A 26,824-nucleotide genomic window follows, 5' to 3' on the forward strand; every position below is an offset into this window, starting at 1 on the left:
ATATCTATATCTATATCTATATCTAACATTCTCCATAACTAAGCAATTTCCGCTTCTTCATTCTCCAATTTAACAGAAACTAGCTTGGATACGCCGCCCTCTTCCATTGTAACACCATATAGCACATCTGCTTCCTCCATAGTTCCTTTGCGATGTGTAACGACAATGAACTGGGTCTGTTCAGAGAATTCACGTAAATATTGGGCAAACCGAACGACATTGGCTTCATCAAGTGCAGCCTCTACTTCATCCAACACACAGAAAGGAACCGGCTTTACCTGAAGTATAGCAAACAAAAGCGCCATAGCGGTCAAAGCGCGTTCTCCACCTGAAAGAAGTTGTAGGTTCTGAAGCTTCTTACCTGGCGGTTGTGCAACGATATCAATTCCCGTGTCCAACATATGCTCAGGATCAATGAGGATAAGATCAGCTCTACCCCCTCCGAACAGTTTCATAAATACGGTACCGAATTCACGACGGATGGCATCGAAGGTCGTTTTGAATCGTTTGGACATTTCTCCATCCATTTCTCGGATCACTTCATACAATGTCGTCTTTGCACCAATCAAGTCTTCCTTCTGTTCGTTCAAGAATTGGTAACGTTCATTGACTCGCTGATATTCTTCAATCGCCCCAAGGTTAACCTCTCCAAGTGATGAGATGCTACGTTTCAGTTCTCGAACCTCATTCTGAACTGCTGGAATATCATCTGGAATTGGATAACGCTGTTTCGCCAATTCATAACTTAGTTCGTAATCCTCACTAAGTTTCTTAAGAATATTATCCAGTTCTACGTCCAGTCGGTTTACGCCAATTTCCGTCTGACGAAGTTGCTCTTCAACACTCCGAAGCTCCGAACGTTGCTCTTTCGTTTCATTTTCCTCTAGCTCCAGTTTCTTGGAAATTTGCATGCGCGATGCTCTTCTGAAATCGAGTTGTTGAGAAGAATCTTCCTTCTTCAACTTATACTGGTTCAGACTTTCAATCTGTTCAATCGCTTCCTTAGCGTTCTTGCTTAAGTCTGCTTCAATCGAAGCTAACATCTTTTTCGTCTGATTTAAATCGCGATCCTGTGAATTGAAATCAGTCTGCAATCGACGCAGTTGTTCTTCAAGTGAGAAGCATTCTTGATCTAGCTTTCCTTCTTTTACTTTAAGCTGTGTTAACTGACTTTGAAGTTCGTCTTTCGCCGATTCACTCGCTTTACGAGCAAACTCAGCTGCTTGAAGTGCTTGATGCACAGACTGCTCTTGTTGTTCTAACTCTGCTAGCTTCTTTACAGCCTCATTACGGCTTTGTTCAAATCCTTTATTCTCTTCTGTAAATCCGCTCTTCTCCTGCCCAGCAACTTCAACCTGTTCCATGACATGCCGAAGCTCGTGCTCAAGTTGTTTCAAATCTCCTGCAGCTTGCTGTTCTTCAATACGCTTCTCATCACCAGCTTGTCGAAATCCATCAAGTTTAGTCTGTGTTTCATTCAACTGACTCTTTAACTTTTGAATACCGTCTTGAAGCTTAACGAGCTGGTTCTCCGTTTCTGAAATCTCTTGATCTAAGGAATCCAGTTGGCGTTTACGACTCAGTAGACTATTATTCTTCTTATGTTGGCTACCACCTGTCATTGAACCGCCCGCATTAACGATATCACCTTCAAGTGTCACCACACGATATCTATATTGACATTTAGCTGCAATTTTATTGGCATACTCTAGCGTCTCCGCTATAATAACATTTCCTAAGAGACTGCCTACTACAGGAGTATACTTTGCATCATACTGAACTAAATCTGCCCCAATACCTACGAATCCCCCGACACCTTCAATAACAGATACATCATTTGCAGATATATTTCTTGCCCGCATGACATCCAATGGCAAGAAGGTTGCCCGTCCCAATTGACGCTGTTTCAGAAATGTTATCGCTTGACGAGATAACGATTCATTATCCATGACGATATGTTGTAGAGAGGCCCCCATCGCTGTCTCCACAGCAAGTTCTAGCTTCTCCGGCACGGTAATTAGCTCCGCTACTGCCCCATGCACACCATGTAGCACAGATTTACGTGAAGCCTTCAGGACTTCCTTAACACCTACCATGAATCCGTCGAAATCGTCCTGCATTTCTTTCATCGTATCACGCCGAGAGATCTGTGCTTCTCGCTTCTGTTCCCATTTGCGCTGTGTTCCTTGGCTTTCTTCTAGTAACTTCTGTACGGATTGATATCGTTCGCTCTCAGTAATATATCCACCACGAAGTTCCTTGAGTTCAGTTGCAAATTTCTCCAATGAAACATCCAGTTGTAATTTGCGCTTCAATAGATCTTCTTTCTGACTCTCCCATTTACCCGTCTCTTCTTCAGCTCGGTTCATTCGACGGGACAACGTCTCTTGCTGCTGATCTGCATAACGGATTTCATTACGAGCCTGCGCCATTTCATTCATCAGTTCAAGCAATGAACTCTTCAGCGTTTCTTCCTGTTGTTGACTAATACCACCGGAGACTCCTAAGAGTTTGGCTTCTTCACCAGACAGATGATGACGCAGTTCTTTCAGTTCTTCTTGTAATGCCTCAAGCTTGTTCTTCGTGAGGGACAATTCCGTCTTTCTATCCTCCACCCGCTCGTCACTAGTCGTCAGCGTCTCCATCAGTTGCTCGCGATGACCTTCAAGATTCCTCTTGCGCTCTCTGAGCACTTCACCATAACCTTCACTTTTCTCATAGGCTTCGCTGTATTGTAGTAATTCATTCTGCAACAACTCTACTTCTTCCTCAAGCTTACGTAGATTGGAACGATCGCTCTCCAACTTAGCATCATGTGCTGATACGATCGTAGATAGTTGAAGTTGTTGTTGTTGCAGAACAGTAAGCTTCGCCGTAGCCTCACTCCACTGACTATGAATCTGTTCAATTTGATGAACATACATGGAAATCTCTTTACTTTTTAACTGTTCACGAAGTTGCTTGAAATACACAGCCTTCTCAGATTGCTCCTTCAGCGGGCCGATTTGCACTTCCAGTTCGCTCACCAAATCATGAATGCGCAATAAATTCTGCTCAGTCTCATCCAGCTTACGCATAGCTTCCTTCTTACGAGATTTATACTTTACAATTCCCGATGCCTCTTCAAATATACCTCGCCGATCTTCTGAACGTGTACTAAGAATTTCCTCAATACGTCCTTGTCCGATGATCGAGTAGGCTTCCTTCCCTATCCCTGTGTCCATAAACAATTCCGTGATGTCTTTAAGACGACAGGGTTGCTTATTTATCAAATACTCACTATCTCCACTACGATGAACTCGACGTGTTACCGTCACTTCGTTGAAATCAAGCGGAAGTACATGGTCTTCATTATCCAAAGTTAGTGAAACCTCACCAAAATTAACGGCTTTACGTGTATCACTGCCGGCAAATATAATATCTTCCATCTTGCCTCCACGCAGTGATTTGGCGCTTTGCTCTCCTAATACCCAACGTATACCGTCGGAAATATTACTTTTTCCACTACCGTTAGGACCTACAACAGCTGTTATGCCTCTGACGAATTCCATTTCAGTTTTATCGGCAAAAGATTTGAAGCCTGCTAATTCAATCCGTTTCAAAAACATAGTTCCTAAATCACCTCTAACCCTAATGATACCACAACACTTCTAGTGAAAATACTTAAAGATAAACGGCTTCGCCGTCCTTCGCTTATGCGAAGAAGGGCCGTTTGTCCAAAAATATAAGAGATAAAAGTAACGAAAACTTATACTTTCTTATATTTAAATAAATAAAGAGCAAAAAGCAGTCTATGACTCATAATTAAGCCCATTGTACGTGACCGCTCTTTGCTCTTAAATTATGATTTGTCACAACTTGCAAACGTATAGTTCAAGTTCAAAAGATGACTTTTTGAACTACCTGTTATAATTTACCTAATCTCAACTGAGTAAGTGCCACCGATGCAGCTTGTTGCTCGGCTTCTTTCTTAGAACGACCATTGCCTCTGCCAATACATTCACTACCCATATAAACTTCCGAAACAAATTCACGTTCATGTGCCGGTCCACGTTCTTCTACGATCCGATATTCTAACAACTCCATATTATGGTGTTGAGTCAACTCCTGTAGTTCGGTCTTATAATCGCTCATTTGGAGCTTTCCGTTCTCAGATACTTGCGGAAATATAAATCGTTCCAAAAATGAACGGGCCGCTTCAATCCCTTTATCCAAATATAAAGCACCGATAAACGCCTCAAATACATCAGCGAGTAAAGCAGGACGACTACGACCACCTGTTAGCTCTTCACCTTTGCCCAGTAATATATACTGTCCAAAATTTAGAGCTTCTGCAAACTTAACAAGTGAAGGTTCACACACAATGGCTGCACGAAGCTTCGTAAGTTCACCTTCAGGTCGTGTTGGAAATAGATTGTATAAATATTCTGATACCGTAAGCTCTAGTACAGCATCTCCTAAAAATTCTAGACGTTCGTTATCTTGATGCTGACTGAAACGATGCTCATTGACATAAGATGCGTGGGTAAAGGCCTGCTTCAAGAGAAGCTGATTGTGAAATTGGATATGAAGTTGTCGCTGTATCTGCTTCAGATCTCCACTCACCACAACGTCTCCTTACAAGTCAAATTTTTTCAAAATAATAGAAGCATTATGTCCACCGAAACCGAATGAATTGGACATCACTACACGTAGATCAGCTTGTCTGGCAACATTAGGTACATAATCCAGATCACAATCCGGATCAGGTTCATCCAGATTAATCGTTGGAGCCAGCGCCTGATGTTGCAACGAGAGTGCACATATAACGGCTTCAACACCACCAGCCGCACCCAACAGATGACCTGTCATCGATTTAGTAGAACTTACAGCCACTTTGTAGGCATGATCTCCCAAAGCTATCTTGATCGCCTTCGTCTCTGATTTGTCACCTACACCCGTTGATGTTCCATGAGCATTGATATAATCAATATCTTCTGGTTGAATCCCTGCTGTTCTAATGGCCATCTTCATACAACGAGCAGGACCATTAGGATCTGGATCCGTCATATGATGAGCATCTGCACTTAGACCATAACCAATGACTTCAGCAATGATATTCGCACCGCGCTTCTGCGCGTGTTCCAACGACTCCAATACTAGAACACCCGCTCCTTCTCCCATAACGAATCCATCTCGTCCAGAATCGAACGGACGACTTGCCTTCTCAGGCTCATCATTACGTGTAGACATTGCGCGCATAGCACAGAATCCTGCTACGCCCGTAGGACGTATTGTCGCTTCTGCACCACCACAGATCATGACATCTGCTTCACCGCTCTGGATCCATCTAAACGAATCACCGATCGCATGCGAACCTGACGCACAGGCAGACACGGAAGCTGAATTGGGCCCCTTCGCACCTAATAGAATAGATAAGTGACCTGAGGCCATGTTAGCAATCATCATCGGGATGAAGAATGGACTAACCCGTTTAGGGCCCTTCGTAAGCAATATATTATGCTGATCTTCCCATGTTCCCAATCCCCCGATACCTGAGCCAATGATGACACCTACACGATCTGGATCGGAATCTTTACTAATATCTAGACCACTATTCTGCAATGCCTTCATCCCAGCTACTGCCGCAAACTGGACGAATCGATCCATCTTACGCACTTCTTTACGTTCAACATACTCCTCGGGATCAAACTCTTTCACCGAAGCAGCTATTCGCGTATTGTATTCACTTACATCAAAGGCTTCAATCTGTGATACACCCGATTTCCCGGCCATCAGATTACTCCATAGACTATCTAGATCACTACCTAAGGAAGTTACAACACCCATACCTGTTATTACTACTCTTTGATTCAACCGCTTTCACCTCTATATAGACTGCATATGCCATAATTTTCGTTATTATAAGCTTGAAGTAACATCTGTCATTTTATATCCGTTAAATATGGATAAGTCCCGCCTACTAGCAGGATCGGGACTTACCTTTGTTTCATTTAGGTATGAGATTGTATGTAGTTAACAACTTCTCCCACACTTGTAATTTTTTCTGCATCTTCATCAGAAATTTCAATATCAAATTCATCTTCTAATTCCATAACTAATTCAACAACATCAAGAGAATCAGCACCAAGATCATCTTTAAAAGATGATTCTAGCGTAACCTCGGCTTCATCAGCACCTAAGCGATCGACGACGATGCGTTTTACACGTTCTAAAACATCGGACATAAGGTTCACCTCCTCCTCTTTGGTATTATACGAGAATTTTTTTCAAAATGCTACATCACCATTCCGCCATCCACATGCAATGTCTGTCCGGTCATATATGACGCGCCATCTGAAGCTAAAAATGCAACCACTTTCGCAATCTCTTCTGGCTGTCCAAGACGAGCTAGCGGAATGTCAGCGATAAGCTTCTCTCGCAAGTCCTCTGATAACTCCTTAGTCATATCTGTATCGATAAAACCAGGGGCTATACAGTTGACAGTAATCCCACGTGAAGCAAGCTCACGAGCAGCTGATTTAGTCAGCCCAATAACACCAGCCTTCGCTGCAACATAATTGGCTTGCCCTGCATTACCAAGAACACCTACAACAGATGAGATATTAATAATCCGTCCATAACGTTGCTTCATCATGGGGCGGGTTACCGCCTTTAAACAGTTAAACACACCTTTGAGGTTCGTTTCAATCACTAGATCAAATTCTTCCTCTTTCATACGCATAATTAGATTATCCCTAGTAATTCCGGCATTATTCACCAAAATATCAATACGTCCCAATGCGTTGATAGCTTCCTTAACCAGAATCTCCGCTTGTTCGGTATTTCCGACATTTGCTTTTAGAGCCACTGCTTCTGCTCCCATTGCTTGAATCTCGGTAACAACTTCCTGCGCTGCAGTCTCATTACCTGAATAATTGACCACAATATTTGCACCTAAGCTAGCTAAAGTTAAAGCGATACTGCGCCCTATCCCGCGTGAAGCTCCTGTTACAAGTGCAACTTGTCCACTTAATGGTTTAGACATTCCAATTCCCTCCTTTCCCAGAGTATACACCTGATAGAGGTTGTTCAAAAAGTCACCTTTCGAACTTGAACTAACATTCTATAACGCCACCTCAAGGCTTTCTAGGCTGTTAATATTAATTAGCTTCACCGTCTTATCAATTTTCTTAATTAGGCCTGTCAGTACAGAACCAGGGCCAATTTCTATGAATGTATCCACCCCTTGTGCGATAAGATAGCGAATACTATCCTCCCATAGAACGGGTGAGTATACTTGCTCAACTAGAAGCTGCCGTATCGTATCCCCAGAAGTAACGATCTTTGCCGTTACGTTAGCTACAACAGAAATTTCAGTCTCCTGAAAAGAAACAGAATTCAATTCAACTTCCAGCTGTTCAGCTGCCACTTTCATCATAGAAGAATGGAATGGACCGCTAACTTCAAGCGAAATTGCTCTTTTGCCGCCCGCTTCCTTCACACGCTCACTTACTGCAGCAACACCAGATTGGGAACCCGAAATAACAATTTGCCCTGGACAGTTGATATTAGCTAACTCAACGATATGTCCACTTTCGCTAACCTCTACACATAATTGTGACAGTGCTTGCGTGTCAGCTCCCAACACGGCTGCCATGGCCCCTTGCCCACCAGGAACTGCCTTCTCCATAAAGTTGCCACGTGCCCGCACAATGGCTACAGCGTCCTCCAGTGAAAGCACCCCTGCAGCTACAAGCGCACTATACTCACCCAAGCTGTGCCCAGCAACATAGTCAGCTTGGATCCCTTTAGCACGTAACGCTTCTAAATAAGCAACACTTGTAGCTAATAAAGCCGGTTGTGTATTAAAAGTCTGCTTCAACTCTGCATCCGGACCTTCAAAAATCATAGTGGACAAGTCGAAACCCAATACTTTATCTGCTGTTTCAAAGATCTCTCTAGAGGCAGGAACGGTATCATATATATCTTTCCCCATACCTACGGATTGAGCTCCTTGCCCCGGAAATACAAATGCAACTTTCCCCATATTAAAACTCCTACCTATATTATCTTTATTATGCTACCAGACAAGTACCGAAGCCCCCCAGGTCAATCCACCACCAAAGCCAACCATCAAGACGGTGTCGCCTTCCTTCATTCGGCCCTGCTCAGCTGCTTCCACTAGTGCAAGTGGAATCGAAGCTGCTGATGTATTCGCATATTTATCCACATTAATGACAACTTTCTCTGGTGGTAAATCTAGACGATTCATCGCAGATTGAATAATCCGTATGTTCGCTTGATGAGGCACGAAGAGGTCAATATCTTCCTTTGTCTTCCCAGCTTTAGCTAGAACTTCTTCTGTAGCTGTACCCATAATTCGGACGGCGAACTTAAACACTTCAGCACCACTCATTTGAATGAAATGCCGCTTAGCTGATACCGTATCACATGATGCAGGTTCACGTGAACCTCCAGCAGCAATCGTGAGCAAATGGCCACCTGCACCTTCTGCACCCAAATCAAAGGATAAGAAGCCACGTCCTTGCGGAACTTCCCCAATCACAACTGCACCTGCACCATCTCCAAACAATACACAGGTATTACGATCCGTATAATCGGTAATTCTTGAAAGGCAATCTGCGCCAATAATAAGTGCGTTATTATACATTCCTGTCTTAATAAAATTCGTTGCAGTTGCTAAGCTATAGACGAATCCAGAGCAAGCCGCTGACAAGTCAAAAGCAGCTGCTTTCTTAGCACCTAACTTATCTTGAAGAATACAAGCTGTTGATGGGAACATCGAATCAGGTGTAACGGTAGCCACGATGATCAAGTCAAGTTCTTCTGCCTTCATCCCTGCGGATTCCAAAGCCTTAATTGCCGCTTCATAAGCAAGATCAGATGTTGCTTGATCTGGTGCAGCAATATGCCGTTCTTTAATTCCTGTTCGGCTAACAATCCATTCATCATTGGTATCGACCATTTTCTCCAAATCACTATTCGTTAGAATCTTCTCTGGCACGTACTTGCCTGTACCAATTATGCCTACCGGACGTAAATTATTCATTGTCTCACTCACTTCCCGCTAATTTCCTTCGATATACTAGAAACCAATTCATTTTTTAATGCGATCCTTGTTTGCCCGACCGCATTCTTAATGGCATTCCCATTAGAAGAACCGTGACTCTTCATAACTAGACTGCGCAATCCAAGCAATGGTGCGCCTCCCGTTTCGGAATAATCCAATTTCTTCTTAATTCCTTTTAACTGAGGCATTAATATCGCTGCACCAATCTTACTCTTCAAGGACTGGCTAAACTGCTCCTTCAGCAAACTGAACATCGCTCCAGCTGTCCCTTCGATCGACTTAAGCAATATATTCCCTGCAAAGCCATCGCACACAAGTACATCGCAGTTCCCTACCATAATGTCCCGAGCTTCAACATTTCCTATAAAGTGAATAGGCATCTCTTGTAAAAGAGGATAAGCCTCTTTGGTTAATTCATTCCCTTTACCAGGCTCAACTCCAACATTTAAAAGCCCCACTCGTGGCTTAGCTATTCCTTGAACCTTTTGACGGTACAAGCTACCCATCAAACCAAATTGGGCCAGATGCTGTGGCTTAGAGTCCATATTGGCACCGAGATCAAGCGCAAGTACTCCAACATCATCCAGTGTAGGAATCATCGGAGCAAGAGCCGGTCGCTCAATACCTTCCATACGGCCGACAACCAGTAAACCTGTCGTCATAAGTGCACCCGTATTCCCCGCAGAAATCATAGCGTCCGCATGACCTTCCTTTAACAAGCGCCCCGCCACAACCATGGAAGCATCCTTTTTGCGGCGAACAGCTTTAACCGGTTCATCATCAGCGGCGATGACCTCACCAGCATGCTCAATTGTTAGATTAGAGGGAACTTCTTTACCGCTAAGCAAAGGTTCGATCTGCGCTCGGTCCCCCACAAGTATAATTTCTACATCTTTCCACTCAGCAGTGGCCGCTAACGCTCCATCTACATTAGATTGAGGAGCATGGTCTCCCCCCATAGCATCAATGACGATTCTCATGTTGCATTCCTCCCTCGTTGATCTCTTCCCCAGCGGATCTATAAATGAGAAAATTACCTTGGAAGACCATTTCTTCACCTACATAGGTAAATACTTCAACTTTAGCTTTTCCTTTTTGTTCAGGCATTAATCTCACATATGCTTTAGCTATACACTTCTCACCCAGATGAACAGATCGCAAGAAACGAATATCCGATGAAGCTGTCAATGCGATCTCATCATTAATGACAGCTACAGCTAAGGAATTTGCTTGTCCGAATATATAATGTCCGCGAGCAATATGTGTTCGGGAGAATACGTGCTCATCTCGAATTTCAAAGATTGAGATACCACTCTTATCCAGTTGCAGATCTACGATATCCCCCACAACTTCATTTAATGGCAAGGAGCGAACTTGATCATAAGAATGCTCCGCCATCTGCTTCATACGTTCACGTAGTTCAGGGATCCCTAGCTCCATACGGTCTAAACGAATCGTCTGAATGCTAACTTTCAATTGTCTAGTCAGTTCTCTGTCCGTGACGAATGGATTCGCCTCGATCAACCCCATCAAATTCTGATGACGCATCTTCTTAGGTAAACGTTCGATGACGGTACACCTCCTTGCATTTTCATACATTTTTTATAAATGAACTAACCGACTATGATCTTATGTATTGTTAATTGATACGACCCTTTAGAACCAGGTACTAATATGTAGTATAAATCATGCTGTCTTAAAAAGAAAGTAGTTAAGCTGAAACGGCTACACCGTCCTTTTTAAAAAAGCTTATGCTAGCGATACTTCGTATCGCTTTAAGGTATCCGTCTCTGCAAAAATATAAGGAATAGAGTATGAAGAATCAATTTCATAATTACGCAACCCGATTTAGCTGCATCGGCGATTATGAAATTGATTCATGTGAAACTTATACTTCTTATATTTCAAAAAAAATAGTGCCTCACCAAAGGTGAAGCACTACCGATTTGAAAATTATTGCGAAATGATTTCTCTTGATTTATACGTTCCGCACACTTTACATACGTGATGAGCAAGCTTCAATTCTCCGCATTGTTCACATTTCACCATACCCGGCACTGCCAGTTTAAAGTGAGTACGACGTTTGTCACGACGTGTTTTGGACGTTCTTCTTTGAGGTACTGCCATGTTCCCACCTCCTTATTTCAATCAACTCGTCACTAACGAGATGAATGTTACATCATTATTCAAATAAACCTTTCAGCGCAGCAAGCCGTGGGTCGACTACTCTCGTGTCGCAGTTGCATGTGCTTACATTCAAGTCTGTTCCGCATTGTTGGCAAAGCCCTTTGCAGGACGCCTTACATAACGGAATCTGGGGTAAATACAGCAGAAAAGCTTCTTCCACAAATGGGATTAGATCTACTACGTCATTATCCACGTAAATGATATCGTCATCTTCATCCTGAATCTTCTCAGACTGCTTCACCAACTTGAAGCGTTCGTGAAACGGAATGTTCAATTGCTCAAGAACTTCTGTTAAACAGCGTGAACACGCCATCTCTACTTGTCCATTAAGCTTCCCTTGAACCTCTACTGTGTCGTCGCCAACATATGATGCCTGTAAATCAACAAGAACCGATTCAGCAGTAATAATATCTTTGCGATCTTTAATGACACGATCTACATTCACTTGTTCTTGAAACTGCATGGGACTTTCAAACTTTACAATTTTGCGAAATTCAAATTGCATTATAATCACTCCAAACAAACAAAAATTATTATACCGAGATTTGTGTAGGTTTGTCAACATGAATCACATTACATCCCATTATTATTTCTTATCATGATGACATTTATGCTATATTCTAAAGACTAAGAATACATTGTCCATATCTCACAAGATCAAAATTATCATTCTAGGAGGTTGAGCTCAAAGTTGAGTACAGTCGTTGGCATCATCGTTGAATATAACCCACTACATAACGGTCATGTACACCATTATAGCAGAGCGAAGGAACTTTCGGGTGCTAAACATTGTATCGCCATTATTAGCGGTCCTTTTTTACAACGCGGTGAACCTGCGTTGCTAAGTAAACATGCTCGTGCAGAAATGGCTCTTAAGATGGGTGTAGACCTCGTGATTGAACTTCCTATTCATTATACTGTTTCGCCTGCTGAATGGTTCGCATACGGTGCTGTTTCACTTTTAGAGGCTACTGGCGTTGTCGATTACCTTTGTTTCGGGACCGAAAGCGGGTCGCTCCATTTACTCGCCCCACTAGCCAAGCAACTCGCCATAGAGAATAATATGATGCAACAGGAACTAGCCCGACTACTAGATCAAGGAATTAGTTACCCTAAAGCATACAGCGCAGCAGCTGCCACCCTTTTTACTAATCTTGATAAGCAGGAAGAAATCCACCGTCTACTACTACAACCCAATCAGACACTAGCCCTACACTATCTTATAGCTTTAGAACGATTAGGAAGTTCTATTATTCCATTAACAATACCGCGCGAGAGCGCCGCTTATCATGATACATCACCTTCTCTATCCAACATAGCAAGTGCTACTGCCGTAAGAAGGCTTATCCTGGAAAAGCGTATTGAAGCCGCTACACCGTATATCCCTCCCTACACACAAGAAATCATGAAACGGGAGTTCGCTGCTGGAAGAGGTCCGATTCACTGGGAATCATTCAGACAGCCTCTGATCCATCTTCTAATGACGCAATCATTATCACAGCTATCTCTATTGAGTGAGGTTACAGAGGGCTTAGAGTACCGTATAAAGCGGCTTCTACCTAGTCTCTCGAGTGCCACTGTAGGAGAGCTACTTCATAGCCTAAAAACAAAGCGTTATACACATACAAAATTACAACGTATGCTTACCCATATTCTCCTTAGTCATACCAAAGAGGAAATGTCCCCCGACGAACTATCGAAGGGACCTGGCTATTTACGAATTCTCGGCTTTAACAGTCACGGACAACAACTCCTGAAGCAAATGAAAAAGACTTCCACATTACCGATCGTCGTGAAACCTTCCGCTCTTACGCATGAACATCTGGAGCGAGATCTACAAGCTGCTGCCGTATACGCTAACAGCTATAATCAACCACAGGCTCGGGAAATATTTCGAGATTATTATGAACCACCTATCAGGATGTGTTCAAAAAGTCAGATTTTCAGCACCGAGAAGATTGAATGAAGATAGGGAGTGAGGAGCGGAGCGTAGGCAGTACCTACGTGAGCACCGGAAGGACCGGCTGAATTCAATATTCGATGTCGAATACGCCCCCTGCTATACTTCGTGATCAAAAGATGACTTTTTGAACTACCTCTATCAGGATGTAGTATGGAGCTGCTCCATATATTTCAAGGCCTCCTCCAAAGTAGCTACTGAGATTAGCTTCATCGTCGTTCCAATCTCATCTGCTTTTGTTTTGGCCTCTTGATAATTATCCTTTGGTACGAAGAATAATTGTGCCTTTTCACGATCAGCAGCAACAATTTTGTGCTTAACTCCACCGATCGGACCCACCTTGCCATCTACAGTAATGGTTCCTGTACCTGCAACACGAAAACCTCTAGTCAGATCACCAGGGGTCAGCTGATTATAAATCTCCATCGTGAACATCAGCCCTGCGGAAGGGCCACCTACATTCGTATTCTTGAATTCCACCTGTTTGCTTGGGTCATTCGCAGTTACTTTCTGTACGGTCCCGATGACGATACCAAATCCAACTCGTTGGTCATTTGTCTCATTATCACGGATAGATACCAAGGGAACCTTCTCTTCGATAATTTGACCCGCTCTCTCTAGTTTTACGGATATAATATCTCCAACTTTTTTACTCTTCAATTGAGATACTAGATCTAATTGATCCGTGATTGGATCATGATCCACTTCCAATATTTTATCGCCTGCCTGAAAGTATTGACCGTTATTAGCATCTTTAGGAGTAGAGAATACAAAAAGATATTCAGGCAATATCTGATAAGGTATATCCGCTTTCTTATATGCTGCCTCTACCGCAGAAGACTGTGAGTTACTCATATAAAATAATTGTTCTGCTGCATATTCCTTTTTGCTTTTATCTCCAAGACGCGACTGCTTTTTATCCACTTCTGCATTCGAGTTAAAAGAAGAGATCGCCAGTAATGCGATATTAGCATAGCTCGCAGATACTGTCGTCATCATAAACGTTCCTGTTTCCGTTTCATCTGCCCCCTCCACCGTAATCATAGGCTTTACCTCTTCAGCACTTCCTGGCTGGTATATGATGTACGGAGTTGGCATGTATACGACAATGTAACAAAGAAGGACGACCATTAAGAGATACTTGATCCCTTGTTTGCCCCGTGATTTATTAGATACCTTCACCTGCTTCATCTCTCCCTTAATCTTCCAGTCGATAGCTGGTCTTATGTCTCTTCACCCAGCATAACTTGAGTATAGAGCTTGTTCAAAAAGTCATCTTTTGAACTCGCACTATGAAGAAGCTTGTTCCTTAGATTTCTAGTTATGTTTACTCAATGAGGTGATTTCATGATTAATCGTAGTAAATATCTATTCCGTGGACCCGTAGTCACTCTGATGTTAGGACTTCTTTCTTTCCTACTTGTTGTTGGTATCGTCAGTTCTCCTGAACAAACTTTTCAGACATCCCTTCAGGGATTAGCCTTGTGGTGGCACATTGTATTCCCCTCACTGCTTCCCTTTCTAGTATTATCCGAAATACTCATAGCCTATGGATGGATTCATGGGATCGGAGTCCTATTAGAACCGCTCATGAGAAGAGTGTTCGGTCTACCTGGAGTCAGTGGATGGACACTTACAATGGGGATGACAACCGGTTTCCCTGGCGGAGCTCAATCCACATTGCAACTGGTGCAGCAAGGCGATCTAACCTCTCGTGAGGCAGAGCGAATGACATGGTTATCTCATTTCTGTAACCCCATAACAATCATCATTGTCATCGGAATTGGCCTGTTAGATCAGCCATCCTCAGGCTACTGGTTACTAGGCATTCATTGGCTATCCGGCATTCTCGCTTTCTTTACCTCTGTACCATTCAGCAAGCTAGTTAGAAATAGGCAGGTTGGAACACCAGAACTCACTAGACAGCTCGACAACTCTAAATTGCCTTTATCCAGAAAGGTATGGAGGGCTGTCAACAAGGCACATATTCGTGATGGGCGAAGCTTTGGTAAACTCCTGGGTGAATCCGTAAGTCATTCCGTTCAGATTCTGATGGTCATAGGCGGATACATTATTATGATGGCTGTCTTGATTCATCTTATCAGCTATTATATCATTCCCGGAGTACCTACCTATTATTTAGCTGGTGTATTTGAACTACATTTAGGAGCAAAAGCTATCAGTTCGACTTCTGCCCTCACACCCGTTATACAGTGGTCCTTATTATCAGCTATGCTAGGCTGGAGTGGACTGTGTGCGATACTCCAATCGATCTCGCCACTCATTAAAGCCGGCGTACGATGGTTTCCTTTTATAATGATGAGATTGTTACACGGTACCTATGCCTTTAATCTCACACTATTCCTATGGAAACCAATGACACTCTTGGGCCTCAAGGTTCAACCCGCATTCTTCTATTGGCCAGATTATGCTACAGACTTGTCACCCATTTCTGGCATGTGGTCCCATATCCTGCTCATGCTCGGATGGCAAGGAATCATTCTAATCATTTTACTTCTGCTCTCGTGGAGTATCTTCCTTACTTCTTCCCGGCATTATCCTTAACTTTCTGATGCAAGGCTTGTTCCACTTCTGGAGCTACCCACTCACTCAAATCCCCATGAAAATGCGCAACTTCCTTCACTAGACTAGAGCTTAAATAGGAGTATCTGGGATTCGTCATCATAAATATAGTCTCTACATCGGGGTTCAACTTATGATTCGTAGAAGCCATCTGTAGCTCATATTCGAAATCCGTAATCGTCCGAACACCACGTACTATGACATGTGCATTCTTATCTCTCATATAATTAGCTAGTAGATCACGGAAGCTGTCCACCTCTATATTAGGGATGTCTGCTGTCATTTTTCTCAATAAATCTTTACGCTCCTCAACTGTAAACAATGCGTTCTTACTTAGATTGTTCAGCACAGCAACAATCAGATGATCAAACTGTTTAGATGCTCGTAAAATAATATCCATATGTCCCATAGTAACCGGGTCGAAACTCCCTGGGTAAACGCCAATACGTGGTATACTAATGTGTTGTTCCATGATGATCCTCCTCAACCGTATCAATCTCTGTTACCTTCTTGTCTGACCGATATTCGTAAATTGTAATGGCCGATTCACCATATAACGCTTTACGAATACATGTAAAAAGACCGAATTCATCCGGATACTCATACTTGGAGTCATGCTCAATCACAATCGTTGCATCATCCTGGAGAAGTGACTTTTCATGCATTTGCTGAAGTAGTCCATCAGCATTCGTCAACCGATATGGAGGATCTAAAAAGACAACATCCGCAACAAGTCCTCTCTTAGCGAGCACTTTAAGAGCCCTTTCAGCATCATTACGAAAGACTTCTCCTTGAGCCTCTAATCGGGTTGCCTTTAAGTTAGTACGTATCGTTTCAATACTCTTAGGCTCCAGATCTATAAACACACCATGTTCCATTCCACGACTTAGAGCCTCAATGCCTAAGCTTCCTGTTCCAGCAAATAAATCCAACACGGTCCCTCCTTCGAAATAAGGACCAATCATGCTAAATATCGCTTCTTTAACTTTATCTGTGGTCGGTCTTGTCCCTATTCCAGGGACACTCTTTAAGGGTCTCCCCTTTGCGCTTCCCGATACAACTCTCACTGATTCTACTCACCCATTCTATATCTAAGGATCAATGCTCTCGTTCGCATTTTTATGACGATATCTTACCATACTCTTGTACATTTTGAAAAATCAACGGTTCAGAAAGTGATGATTGTTCATTCTTTATGTATAAAAAAGGTCCTTGAGGGAATGCTTAGTTTATCGACATCAAAAGAATGTCGTAGACAACCGCGGAGATTACTTACGTTTCCCCATAAGCTCTTCGTCTGGTTTCTCCTCTCCCATGAGGACGCCCTGTAAGGGGCGTCCAATTTTTTTAACAAAAAAACAACAAAGTGACCTGGAAGCATCCCGCTCCCAAGTCACTTATTTTATATCATAATTAACACATACCCAATCCCATTGTGATGATGACCAATAGAATAAAGAGTACAAGAATTGCTCCTGTCGAATTACAAGGTGCAGGTCCTACGCCAACGCCTCCAACTCCTCCAACACATCCGCTCATAAATTTCCCTCCTCACCTAAGGAAATATAGTCTTAACATTCATTCAATTGATAGAAACAGGCACCTATATTCTACATTTCTGTCTATCCTAATGTTTAGGTTGCTCCGTTATGCTTACAGAATAAACGCACGTGTAATGATAACCAACAAGATGAATAGAACCAAAATCGCTCCAGTTGATGTGAAAGGACTCGAGCCAACACCATAACCCATTCCGCTCATTCCAATTCCTCCCTTCCCTTTAACATATTGTAGGATATGTTTCGATGCGTTCCATTGGTCTAGTCATTCCCCCATTTAATGTTTTATTCATGCCCAATTCGTATAACACACGAGAAAAACGCCGATCGGCACCATTAGTTGAGGAAATGAAGGAATTTAGGAAATCTGTAAGATCTACTCATCGAGTAGTTGCATAACGTGTATCTATTTGGGGGATAGGTGGAGAGGGAAGGATATAGATGCAAAAATGGTAGTTAAAAGTGGCGATATGATGGAAATTCGGGTTTTTGAGTAAATTAGATGTTGTTTATGCAACTGCAGTTGGCGGAAATGGAATAAGGCTGGATTTAGATGTACTTTATGCAGCTGCACGAGGGAACTAGGTTGCCGCGGGCTTTGATAGGGGTGAGGAGTGGAAAAGTGGCACTAGACATTCATAAAAGTTAGCTTAAGATTTCATGTTCAATAATTTACTATATATGTATAAAATAGATTGATTATCTCTGATAAGACAAAATGAAACTCCCCGCAGCAAGCTGCGGGGAATTAAACCCGTAGCGATAAAAGGTTAGTTCATTAGCGATACATAAGCATATGTTGGTTGCCCTTTAATGCCCATTCTAATATGAAAAAGATTACCCGATAACGGTTGCGCTTTCAAATCCTCAGCATTCATCCCAACGCATGCTGTCGTAATGTAAAGATCCTCCATATCTTTACCCCCAAATACACAGGATGTCACATGACCTGAAGGTACCGAAATCACTTGTAGCAGCTGACCCGTGTAAGGATTCCATTGAGCCACCCGTCCTCCATTCCACTCTGCAATCCAGAGCATACCTTCTGCATCCACGGTCATTCCATCTGGATAACCTGCCTCTTCCGGCATTGTAAATACTGTCCGCCTATTATGGATAGTTCCAGTAACCAGATCATAATCGAATGCATCGATTTGACGGGTAGGGGTATCAATAAAGTACATGATTGTACCATCCGGACTCCATCCTAATCCATTCGACGTGGAGACATTCTCTAATACTTTACGAACAGATAAATCATGGTCAAGACAGTAAAGTGACCCGCAATCCGCTTGCCCTTTAAGACTCATCGTTCCAGCCCAGAATCGCCCGCTTGGATCACATTTACCATCATTAAAGCGATTGTTAGGGATGTCTTGTTCAGGATTGGAGATAAACGTAAGTTCCCCTGTAGATAAATGATATTTATGAAAACCTTCAAATAAAGCTACAATAACCTCATCTTCCCGATAAGGAACAACAGCACCAATCAATTGTCCTATATTATAAACAACATCATCACCCGAGTCAGGATAATATATATGCAATAGATGGCCTTCAATATCTACCCACAAAAGTCTATTGTAATTCGCATCCCAACTTGGACCTTCACCTAATGTTGCATTAGCTTGAACTACTACTTTCAATGACTGCATCTAATAAGAACCCCCTTAAAAGTTTTTTACCCTATAATTACCATCCTTGATTCTTAAGCCAGCTAATACATAGACTTGTCCACTTACCAACATCCGAAAGTTCCTTTGCCAGTCCTAACCCATGTCTTCCTTCTGGAAAAACATGCAATTCATAAGATATATCATGTCGGCTTAAGGAAAGTGCAAATTGGAGACTATTCTCAACCGGTACAGACTCATCATTAGCCGTATGCCATATAAATGCTGGTGGTGTCTCTATTGAAACACGGGTTTCTGCACTGTACTGATCCACTAACTGTTCATCAGGAGAATGGCCTATGAGTTGTTCCCGAGAACCAGCATGCCCGTATTCCTTCATGGTAATAACAGGATAACATAAAATCATTACGTCAGGTCTTGAACTTACACGTTCTACAGCATGATCACTTTGCGGGTTCCCCGAATCAAATGTCGTCCCTGTCATAGCGGCTAGATGTCCACCTGCAGAGAATCCAAGTATTCCAATTCTCTTAGGGTCGATACCGTACTCATCAGCATGTGCTCTCACATAACGCACAGCCTGACGACCATCCATTTGAGGTGCGGGTCCATGATGAGGTGCAATTCGATATTTGAGTACAAAAGCAGAAATACCATGATCATTAAGCCATCTTGCCACAGGCTCCCCTTCATGCTCTGCTAAATGGTGATACCCTCCCCCAGGACAAATAATGATCGCACTCGAGCTACCTTTAAGTATATAAGGTACAAGATGAGGCATGTCCTTTTCTCGACCTTGGACCGCAAAAGGTGCTTGCTCTTGCCAAAGAGAAATGGTCATGATACTTACACTACCTTTCTATTCCTTCATCAATCATGAAGTTTATGAAATCATTACCATTCTAAACATATGAGTCTTTGCAGTCTATAGTCAAAGTAACAAATTCAAAGATTAATATAATATGCGATATTGTTCTGGTGTCACCCCCTCAATCCGACGGAATGTAGCTACAAAGTGGCTGACATCACGAAAGCCCACATGATGAGCAGTATCTTTGACTGTAATACTAGCATCACCGGTCATCCTCTCCTTCGCCTTACGAATTCGAAACATAATTAAATACGCGTATGCCGTCATTCTGAAAGTCTGCTTGAACATCGTATTCAAATGTCGTGGACTAATCCCAATCTCTGATGCCATCAACTCAAGACCCAAATTGGGATCACCATAACTTTTTTCCATTAAAGTAAGAACAGGCTTCAGCCGCTCTATGGCGCTTGAGATAGAAGGTAGATTATTAACACGACCATGTTTCTTCAATAAAATAAGGAATCGATACGTATCTCCTGACACATCAAGCCCGGACACATCCCGATCACTGCTAATTGAATCTAATACCCGCGCTGCATAGCTCTGCAACTGACTTTCCTGATCCCACTGATACAGCGAAGATTGATTCAGCCCAAATGAAGAAAGAATCGCATTCGCTTGAGTACCCATAAATGTAATATACATCGTCTCCCATATATCCAAAGTAGGTTTATATTCATGCGGCTCATTGGGGAGTAATAGAACTCCTGAATTCTCTTTTAAAAGTACAGTGGTACCTCCGAATGTGAATTCTCCTTCTCCACGTATCGTTTGTAGCCAATGGTAGCAGGGATAACCACTAGGTCTATTGAGGTTCTCTTGCGCTTGATTGAATCCAATACTCTCCATATAGAGAGGAAGTTGTCGCTCCCCCATATTCGTAAAAAATCGACGGTGTTGAGCATGCATTGAAACGATTCCCCCATTCATCCAAATAGAAACTAATTAGTTCCGTATTATTATATACTTGTTAATTATTATTATATTTTAAAGGAAATCAAAATGATATATCATAGTATTATTCTTATATGAAGAGGTGAGGAACATGATAAGCAGTAAACTTCCAAAAATGTTCTACGGTGGAGACTATAATCCAGAGCAATACGATCATGCAACGCATGTAGAGGATTTGCGCATGTTTAAACTAGCTGGCATCGACATGGCCACAATTAACGTGTTCGCTTGGGCGCTTAATCAACCCGACGAAAATACGTATAACTTCGAAAGGCTCGATCAATTAATCGACAGCTTGTACGATAGCGGTGTGTATGTATGCCTAGGTACAAGTACTGCAGCACATCCCGCTTGGATGGCAACCAAATATCCAGATGTTCTACGTGTAGACACTAATGGACAAAAACGTAAGTTCGGTGGACGTCATAATTCCTGTCCAAACAGTCCTACGTATCGTAAATACTCTGAGCGCATGGCTCTTAAGCTAGCAGAGCGTTACAAAGACCACCCTGCTATTCTTGTATGGCATATCTCCAATGAGTACGGCGGGGATTGCTACTGTGATAATTGCGTGGCCGGTTTCCGTGTATGGCTGAAAGATCAATACGGCACATTGGATAACCTTAACAAAGCTTGGAATACAAATTTCTGGGGACATACTTTCTATGATTGGGCAGAAATTGTGCCAGCCTCCAACCTCAGTGAGCATTGGGGCAGTAATAGTTCGACATTCCAAGGCATTTCACTGGACTATGCCAGATTTAATTCAGATGGAATGCTGGATTGCTACCGCTTAGAGTACGATGCCATTAAATCGGTTATTCCAGAATCATTGATTACAACAAATATGATGGGATTCTATAAACCACTTGATTACTTTAAATGGGCTAAATACATGGACATCATCTCTTGGGACAGTTATCCAGGCCTTGATACGCCAATCAGCTTCACAGCGATGGCTCATGACCTGATGCGCGGGCTTAAAGGCGGACAACCTTTCATGTTGATGGAGCAGACACCGAGTCAACAGAACTGGCAAGCTTACAACTCTCTGAAACGTCCAGGCGTAATGCGTCTATGGAGTTATCAAGCTATTGCCCATGGTGCAGATACCGTCTTGTTCTTCCAAATGCGTCGTTCTGCCGGAGCTTGTGAGAAATACCATGGTGCTGTCATTGAACATGTTGGACATGAGAACACACGGGTATTCCGTGAAGTAGCCGAATTAGGTAGAGAACTACAATTGTTGGGAGATACAACATTAGATACTGTAACTGAATCCAAAGTAGGTATTCTATTCGATTGGGATAACTGGTGGGCTGCAGAGAAGTCGAGTGGACCAACCATTGCCCTCAACTATGTAGACCAAGTTCACAAATATTATGCTGCGTTATTCCGTCGCAACATTTCTACAGATATCATCAGCATAGATAGTGACTTCAGCAAATATGATGTCGTAATTGCGCCTGTCCTCTACATGGTGAAACCAGGTGTTGCCAAGAAATTAGAAGATTTCGTTCAAGCAGGTGGAACGTTCTTAACAACATTCTTCAGTGGTATCGTCAACGAGACCGATATGGTGACATTAGGTGGATACCCAGGTGAACTTCGTAACATGCTTGGAATTTGGGTAGAAGAAATTGATGCACTCTTCCCAGATACGTACAACAAAATCGTTATGAAAGACACGCTTGGCGATCTTCAAGGGGAATACAACTGTGGATTGCTATGCGATCTATTGCACAGCGAAGGTGCAGAAGTATTAGCTGAGTATGGCGAAGATTTCTATCAAGGTATGCCAGTACTAACCCGCAACAAATTCGGCAAGGGTGAAGCTTGGTATGTAGCGTCCGATCCAGATGACAAGTTCATCGACGGTCTCTTGAAATCTATTTGTGATGCTAAAGGAATACAACCTTTGCTTGAAACACCAACAGGCGTTGAAGTGAGCCGTCGCTCCAAGGATGGTCAAGACTTCCTATTCGTCATGAACCATAATGCAACAGAGCAGTCCGTTGATTTAGGACAACTTCAAGTTCGCGATCTCCTAACAGAAACTGATCTTACAGGTTCAGTACAAATCGCTAGCCGAGGCGTTCAAATTCTAGAGATGAAATAAATCGAATGACGCAATGTTAGATATAAATAATATTTAGACTATAACAAGCCAGAGCCCACCTTTATGTAAAGGAGCTCTGGCTTGTTTCTCTTACCAAACGAAAACCAACTAATCTATCAGAAACACGTTATAGTATTAGTATCTCGAAAAGAGTAATCTCATTCATGCTGACAGAATCGAAGGAAAGTCTTATACCACCATTCTGTTCACCCACTGATAACCCTGTGATATACTGAACTTTAAAATGAGAGTTCAAAAAGTCGTGATCAAAAGATGACTTTTCGATCTTCCTTCAACTATAATTTGTAATTAACGGGGTTGTTTAGATGGTAGGGAAATCAATAAGAAACGTCGGTATTTTTGCACATGTCGATGCGGGCAAAACGACAACAACTGAGCATATGCTATTTGAAAGTGGTACGATAAGAAATCTGGGCAGTGTGGATGATGGAACTTCTCAGACGGATCATCTGGAGATTGAGAGACAACGGGGAATTTCAATCAGGGCGGCCAACATTTCGATCGTTTGGCAAGACGTTCAGATCAATCTTGTAGATACTCCAGGTCATGTTGATTTCCTATCCGAGGTGGAGCGCTCATTAAGAGTTATGGATGGGGCTGTATTGATTGTATCCGCCGCTGAAGGCATACAATCACAGACGGAGACGATCTGGCATGCGCTGACTTCACTTGGCATTCCCACGATTATATATGTGAATAAGATGGACAGAGTTGGCGTCTCGGTAACTGGTATAATGGAACAGATTGAACGCCTGCTCTCCCCTTTAGCTGTGCCATTGCAAATTCCTCAAGGCGAAGGAGAACAGTTCTCTGGAATCCTTCCCGTATGGAATATACAACAAGACGATCAAAGCTTTGGAATAGATCTATCCAACGTAGTAGCTTCTATTGCAGAACAGGATGATGAGGTCATGTTGCGATATATTGAAGGTGAACGCATCCCAGAGGATGAACTCAAGCAACGATTTCAACGTCTCGCGAAGAGTGGGCATGTATTCCCCATCTGTTTTGGTTCTTCCCAAAGAAACATTGGTGTGATCGAGTTAATGAATACGATTACCGATTATTTACCGTGCCCGAGAGGTGATGTAGATGCGCCTCTATCCGGTGTTATTTTTAAAATTGAACGTGATAAAACGATGGGGCGCACCGCTTACGTTCGTCTGTATCAAGGCAATTTGCGAAATAGAGATCTGGTCCACAACATAACTCGGGATATCCATGAGAAAATCACGCAAATTCGTAAACTCGATGGAAGAAAGTTCATCGATCTAGGACATGTATCTACAGGTGATATAGCTGCAATCTATGGACTAAACCAGAGTAAGATCGGTGATATTCTTGGCAGTTCTATTGGAATACCCCCTTCCGCGAATATCGCCGTCCCTTTACTTACAGTTCAAGTACATATTCAAGATGATCATCGATATTTGGACTTAGTCGAAGCATTACAGGAGTTAACAGATGAAGACCCACTACTTGATTTACAATGGCTTCAAGATGAACGAGAGCTTCACCTTAAGGTTATGGGAGCAATACAGTTAGAGATTTTATCGAGTTTGCTAAAAAATCGGTTCAATCTCGATGTAACATTCGATAAACCTTCAGTCATATACAAGGAAACGCCCACACTTGCTGGAGAAGGATTTATTGCGTATACGATGCCTAAACCATGCTGGGCCATACTGCGCTTCCATATTGAGCCCCTTCCGCGCGGAAGTGGACTCATATACCAGTCTCAGGTACGAAGCGATGATCTTCTTATGCGATACCAGAATGAAGTGGCCCAGCGTGTTCCCGAAGCATTACAACAAGGACTTCACGGATTCGAAGTTACTGATCTCAAGGTGACATTAACTGAAGGCGAACATCATCTGTGGCACACGCATCCACTTGATTTCGTAGTAGCAACACCCATGGGCATTATGAATGGTCTTGCCAGCACAGGCACGACGTTACTAGAGCCTATTCTACAATTCAGAATAACGACACCAGAGGATTACGGTGGGAAAGTTCTCAGTGATCTCGTGCAGATGAGAGCAGAATTCACTCCACCCTCCATTCTATCAGACCGATTTATGGTGGAAGGTATTCTCCCCGTAGCGACTTCGCTTGAATATCCTGTGAAGCTTCGCTCGATGACAAGTGGCAAAGGTGTCATGTCTTCTTCCTTTGCTGGATATCAGGAGTGCCCGGCGACCGTCCAAGTAGATCGTCCAAGACGCGGCGTGGATCCACTTAATCAAGCCAAATATATTCTAAGTGTAAGAAATGCACTATCGCAGTTATAATTTATATGATTGATTATGATGTTTCTTAATCAAGAATGAGGAGGATATTATGGGTAAGTTTATTGGTTTTATGCTGTTATGGAGGTTAGTTGGAAACCCGATCATTGCTATACTTGTTCTTGTTGCAGTCATCTACTTTCTAGATCGGCGGTATGTAGGTGTCTTCCCTAGCTTAACAAAACCTTTCAAAAGAATGAAGAAGATTTCCAAATTACGCTCACAGATTCTAATGAATCGAAATGATGTTTCTTCCAAACACGAGCTATCTTGCCTCCTTATTGAACGGAAGAAATACCAAGAAGCACTTGAGATACTCAACAGCATTCAGGTCCAATTCGAACATTCGGCAGAATACTGGGATGACTTAGGGACGGCTAACCTGATGCTTGGGCACATCGAGGAAGGTGAAACTCATATTCTTAAGGCACTCTCCATAAATCCGCGAGTTAAATACGGCCAACCTTACCTCAGGTTAGCGTCCATATATCAGCGTTCCGATCATGCGAAAGTCGAGAAATACGTGCGACAGTATCAAGATATCCATTCTTCTTCATGCGAAGCCTGTTATCTATTAGGAATGATGTACAAGGAAATGGGACTGAAGCAAGAAGCACAGACTGCCTTCTCTGATTCCATTGATATCTATCGTTCTTTGCCTAAATACAAGAAACGACAAGAACGGAAATGGGCTGTTCTAAGTATTGTGAAAAGAATGAGGTAGATCTATCATAAAATACGCATCCCCCTTTTATTGAGGAGGATGCGTATTTTATATCCCACAACTCTTTGATATCGTTGATATACAAAAGTCTCCCTACTCAAGCTGTCTAAATCCTAACCTATTGAGTTGTTCAGCAATGATTCGATAGCCATGTCCATTGGGATGTACTCGATCGAGTGAGAGCAGTTCTCTCTCCCTTCTCCTGAAAGAACCATATATATTGGCTACAGCAAATGTTCCGTTTGTATAGCTTTCTAAATATCGATTATATTGCTGAACACAATAGGATGCCTTCTCTATTTGCGGAAAAGGATTATACAACCCTACCACTCGAATAATAAAAGGTCGTTTCGAGTTCGCCTTCAACTGATAAATGGATTCCATTATTCGAGAGAAGTTTATTTTGCAATCTCGAAGTGTTTGATTGAAATTAAATTCTGATCCCGTTTCTTTAGTCAAATTTGCCGCTCTAATCAAGTCGTTCCCGCCAATAGAGATTGTAATGATATCTGCCTGACTTAGTAAATGTCTAAAGGTAGTATTCTGGGATATATACTCAAATAATCCCTGTGAAGTTAAACCATTAACACCTAAATTATCATGAGCGACAAAAGTCTGCAGTTGTCGCTCCGATAACTTTCTATATACGGGTACAAATCCGTTTCCAGGCATAGCTCCAAAACCAACCGTTAATGAATCTCCAATCGCAGTGTAATGGATGACCACAATCGCTCAACCTCCCGAATTGATCACTTCAATCTGAATAGCTAATTACCATAGTTTATGAGTGTCAACTTCCATTGGCAACAGGAGAATGTACATTGAATTTATAAAAATGTGAAAAGAGTACA

The 26,824-nt window shown here is 42.5% G+C and carries 25 protein-coding genes; 5 read left to right on the forward strand and 20 right to left on the reverse strand.

Annotated elements, in window-relative coordinates; all coding sequences use genetic code 11:
• Nucleotides 1–38 precede the first annotated feature (38 nt).
• The 11 genes from smc to AC1TO9_RS06520 all read right to left on the reverse strand — a co-directional run bounded on the left by smc (nt 39) and on the right by AC1TO9_RS06520 (nt 11,765).
• Entirely contained in the window at nt 39–3,608 is a 3,570-nt protein-coding gene (smc, locus tag AC1TO9_RS06470; RefSeq protein ID WP_482053980.1) for a chromosome segregation protein SMC, read from the reverse strand.
• Between the two features lie 298 nt (nt 3,609–3,906).
• Nucleotides 3,907–4,605 carry a ribonuclease III gene (rnc, locus tag AC1TO9_RS06475; protein ID WP_482053981.1) on the reverse strand — a complete coding sequence of 233 codons (699 nt, stop codon included), beginning with the start codon at nt 4,603–4,605 and terminating at the stop codon, nt 3,907–3,909.
• A gap of 12 nt (nt 4,606–4,617) precedes the next feature.
• On the reverse strand, nt 4,618–5,856 hold the full coding sequence (gene fabF, locus AC1TO9_RS06480) for a beta-ketoacyl-ACP synthase II (RefSeq protein WP_482053982.1): 1,239 nt from the start codon (nt 5,854–5,856) through the stop codon (nt 4,618–4,620).
• Nucleotides 5,857–5,993: 137 nt separating this feature from the next.
• Entirely contained in the window at nt 5,994–6,227 is a 234-nt protein-coding gene (gene acpP, locus AC1TO9_RS06485; RefSeq protein WP_044877691.1) for an acyl carrier protein, read from the reverse strand.
• 50 nt (nt 6,228–6,277) lie between these two features.
• A complete protein-coding gene (gene fabG, locus AC1TO9_RS06490; protein WP_482053983.1) occupies nt 6,278–7,027 on the reverse strand; it encodes a 3-oxoacyl-[acyl-carrier-protein] reductase in 750 nt (249 codons plus the stop codon).
• Nucleotides 7,028–7,105: 78 nt separating this feature from the next.
• A complete protein-coding gene (gene fabD / locus AC1TO9_RS06495; RefSeq protein ID WP_482058663.1) occupies nt 7,106–8,029 on the reverse strand; it encodes an ACP S-malonyltransferase in 924 nt (307 codons plus the stop codon).
• 33 nt (nt 8,030–8,062) lie between these two features.
• Nucleotides 8,063–9,052, reverse strand: coding sequence for a beta-ketoacyl-ACP synthase III (locus AC1TO9_RS06500; RefSeq protein WP_482053985.1), 990 nt, complete (start codon nt 9,050–9,052; stop codon nt 8,063–8,065).
• Between the two features lie 8 nt (nt 9,053–9,060).
• A complete protein-coding gene (gene plsX / locus AC1TO9_RS06505) occupies nt 9,061–10,053 on the reverse strand; it encodes a phosphate acyltransferase PlsX (protein WP_482053986.1) in 993 nt (330 codons plus the stop codon).
• Complete coding sequence (fapR, locus tag AC1TO9_RS06510; protein WP_482053987.1) at nt 10,037–10,672, reverse strand: transcription factor FapR; 636 nt, start codon at nt 10,670–10,672, stop codon at nt 10,037–10,039. The genes plsX and fapR overlap by 17 nt, the downstream gene beginning before the upstream one ends.
• A 354-nt stretch (nt 10,673–11,026) precedes the next feature.
• Entirely contained in the window at nt 11,027–11,200 is a 174-nt protein-coding gene (gene rpmF, locus AC1TO9_RS06515) for a 50S ribosomal protein L32 (protein WP_036645943.1), read from the reverse strand.
• Between the two features lie 55 nt (nt 11,201–11,255).
• Nucleotides 11,256–11,765, reverse strand: a complete 510-nt coding sequence (locus AC1TO9_RS06520; RefSeq protein WP_482053988.1) for a YceD family protein — start codon at nt 11,763–11,765, stop codon at nt 11,256–11,258.
• Nucleotides 11,766–11,951: 186 nt separating this feature from the next.
• Between AC1TO9_RS06520 and AC1TO9_RS06525 the strand changes: the two genes are divergently transcribed.
• A complete protein-coding gene (locus AC1TO9_RS06525; RefSeq protein WP_482058664.1) occupies nt 11,952–13,226 on the forward strand; it encodes a nucleotidyltransferase in 1,275 nt (424 codons plus the stop codon).
• Nucleotides 13,227–13,361: 135 nt separating this feature from the next.
• On the opposite strand, the gene AC1TO9_RS06530 is transcribed toward AC1TO9_RS06525, so the two are convergent.
• Nucleotides 13,362–14,402 carry a YlbL family protein gene (locus tag AC1TO9_RS06530; protein WP_482058665.1) on the reverse strand — a complete coding sequence of 347 codons (1,041 nt, stop codon included), beginning with the start codon at nt 14,400–14,402 and terminating at the stop codon, nt 13,362–13,364.
• A 165-nt stretch (nt 14,403–14,567) separates the two neighbouring features.
• Here AC1TO9_RS06530 and AC1TO9_RS06535 point away from each other — a divergent pair, with 165 nt between their 5' ends.
• Nucleotides 14,568–15,785 (forward strand): nucleoside recognition domain-containing protein, encoded by a 1,218-nt coding sequence (locus AC1TO9_RS06535; protein WP_482058666.1) that lies wholly within the window; start codon nt 14,568–14,570, stop codon nt 15,783–15,785.
• On the opposite strand, the gene coaD is transcribed toward AC1TO9_RS06535, so the two are convergent.
• From coaD to AC1TO9_RS06570, 7 genes are all read right to left on the reverse strand, one after another.
• Nucleotides 15,760–16,275, reverse strand: coding sequence for a pantetheine-phosphate adenylyltransferase (gene coaD / locus AC1TO9_RS06540; protein ID WP_482053992.1), 516 nt, complete (start codon nt 16,273–16,275; stop codon nt 15,760–15,762). The genes AC1TO9_RS06535 and coaD overlap by 26 nt on opposite strands.
• Entirely contained in the window at nt 16,259–16,870 is a 612-nt protein-coding gene (rsmD, locus tag AC1TO9_RS06545) for a 16S rRNA (guanine(966)-N(2))-methyltransferase RsmD (protein WP_482053993.1), read from the reverse strand. Before rsmD ends, coaD begins: the two co-directional genes overlap by 17 nt.
• A gap of 346 nt (nt 16,871–17,216) precedes the next feature.
• On the reverse strand, nt 17,217–17,342 hold the full coding sequence (locus tag AC1TO9_RS06550) for a hypothetical protein (protein ID WP_482054048.1): 126 nt from the start codon (nt 17,340–17,342) through the stop codon (nt 17,217–17,219).
• Nucleotides 17,343–17,456: 114 nt separating this feature from the next.
• The gene (locus AC1TO9_RS06555) at nt 17,457–17,564 is read right to left on the reverse strand and encodes a YjcZ family sporulation protein (protein ID WP_482054049.1); all 108 of its coding nucleotides are present in this window, start codon (nt 17,562–17,564) and stop codon (nt 17,457–17,459) included.
• Nucleotides 17,565–18,132: 568 nt separating this feature from the next.
• A complete protein-coding gene (locus AC1TO9_RS06560; RefSeq protein ID WP_482058667.1) occupies nt 18,133–19,017 on the reverse strand; it encodes an SMP-30/gluconolactonase/LRE family protein in 885 nt (294 codons plus the stop codon).
• Between the two features lie 37 nt (nt 19,018–19,054).
• Nucleotides 19,055–19,837 (reverse strand): alpha/beta hydrolase, encoded by a 783-nt coding sequence (locus tag AC1TO9_RS06565; RefSeq protein ID WP_482058668.1) that lies wholly within the window; start codon nt 19,835–19,837, stop codon nt 19,055–19,057.
• A gap of 111 nt (nt 19,838–19,948) precedes the next feature.
• Nucleotides 19,949–20,776: an AraC family transcriptional regulator gene (locus tag AC1TO9_RS06570; protein WP_482058669.1), complete on the reverse strand. Its 828-nt coding sequence runs from the start codon at nt 20,774–20,776 to the stop codon at nt 19,949–19,951.
• A 136-nt stretch (nt 20,777–20,912) separates the two neighbouring features.
• Between AC1TO9_RS06570 and AC1TO9_RS06575 the strand changes: the two genes are divergently transcribed.
• From AC1TO9_RS06575 to AC1TO9_RS06585, 3 genes are all read left to right on the forward strand, one after another.
• Nucleotides 20,913–22,940 carry a beta-galactosidase gene (locus AC1TO9_RS06575; RefSeq protein ID WP_482058670.1) on the forward strand — a complete coding sequence of 676 codons (2,028 nt, stop codon included), beginning with the start codon at nt 20,913–20,915 and terminating at the stop codon, nt 22,938–22,940.
• Between the two features lie 326 nt (nt 22,941–23,266).
• Nucleotides 23,267–25,252: a GTP-binding protein gene (locus AC1TO9_RS06580; protein WP_482058671.1), complete on the forward strand. Its 1,986-nt coding sequence runs from the start codon at nt 23,267–23,269 to the stop codon at nt 25,250–25,252.
• A gap of 49 nt (nt 25,253–25,301) precedes the next feature.
• The gene (locus AC1TO9_RS06585) at nt 25,302–25,973 is read left to right on the forward strand and encodes a tetratricopeptide repeat protein (protein ID WP_482058672.1); all 672 of its coding nucleotides are present in this window, start codon (nt 25,302–25,304) and stop codon (nt 25,971–25,973) included.
• 93 nt (nt 25,974–26,066) lie between these two features.
• Here AC1TO9_RS06585 and AC1TO9_RS06590 read toward each other — a convergent pair whose 3' ends face one another.
• A complete protein-coding gene (locus tag AC1TO9_RS06590) occupies nt 26,067–26,699 on the reverse strand; it encodes a GDSL-type esterase/lipase family protein (RefSeq protein WP_482058673.1) in 633 nt (210 codons plus the stop codon).
• Between the last annotated feature and the right edge of the window lie 125 nt (nt 26,700–26,824).

It is taken from the genome of Paenibacillus sp. Y916 (genome assembly GCF_056786435.1).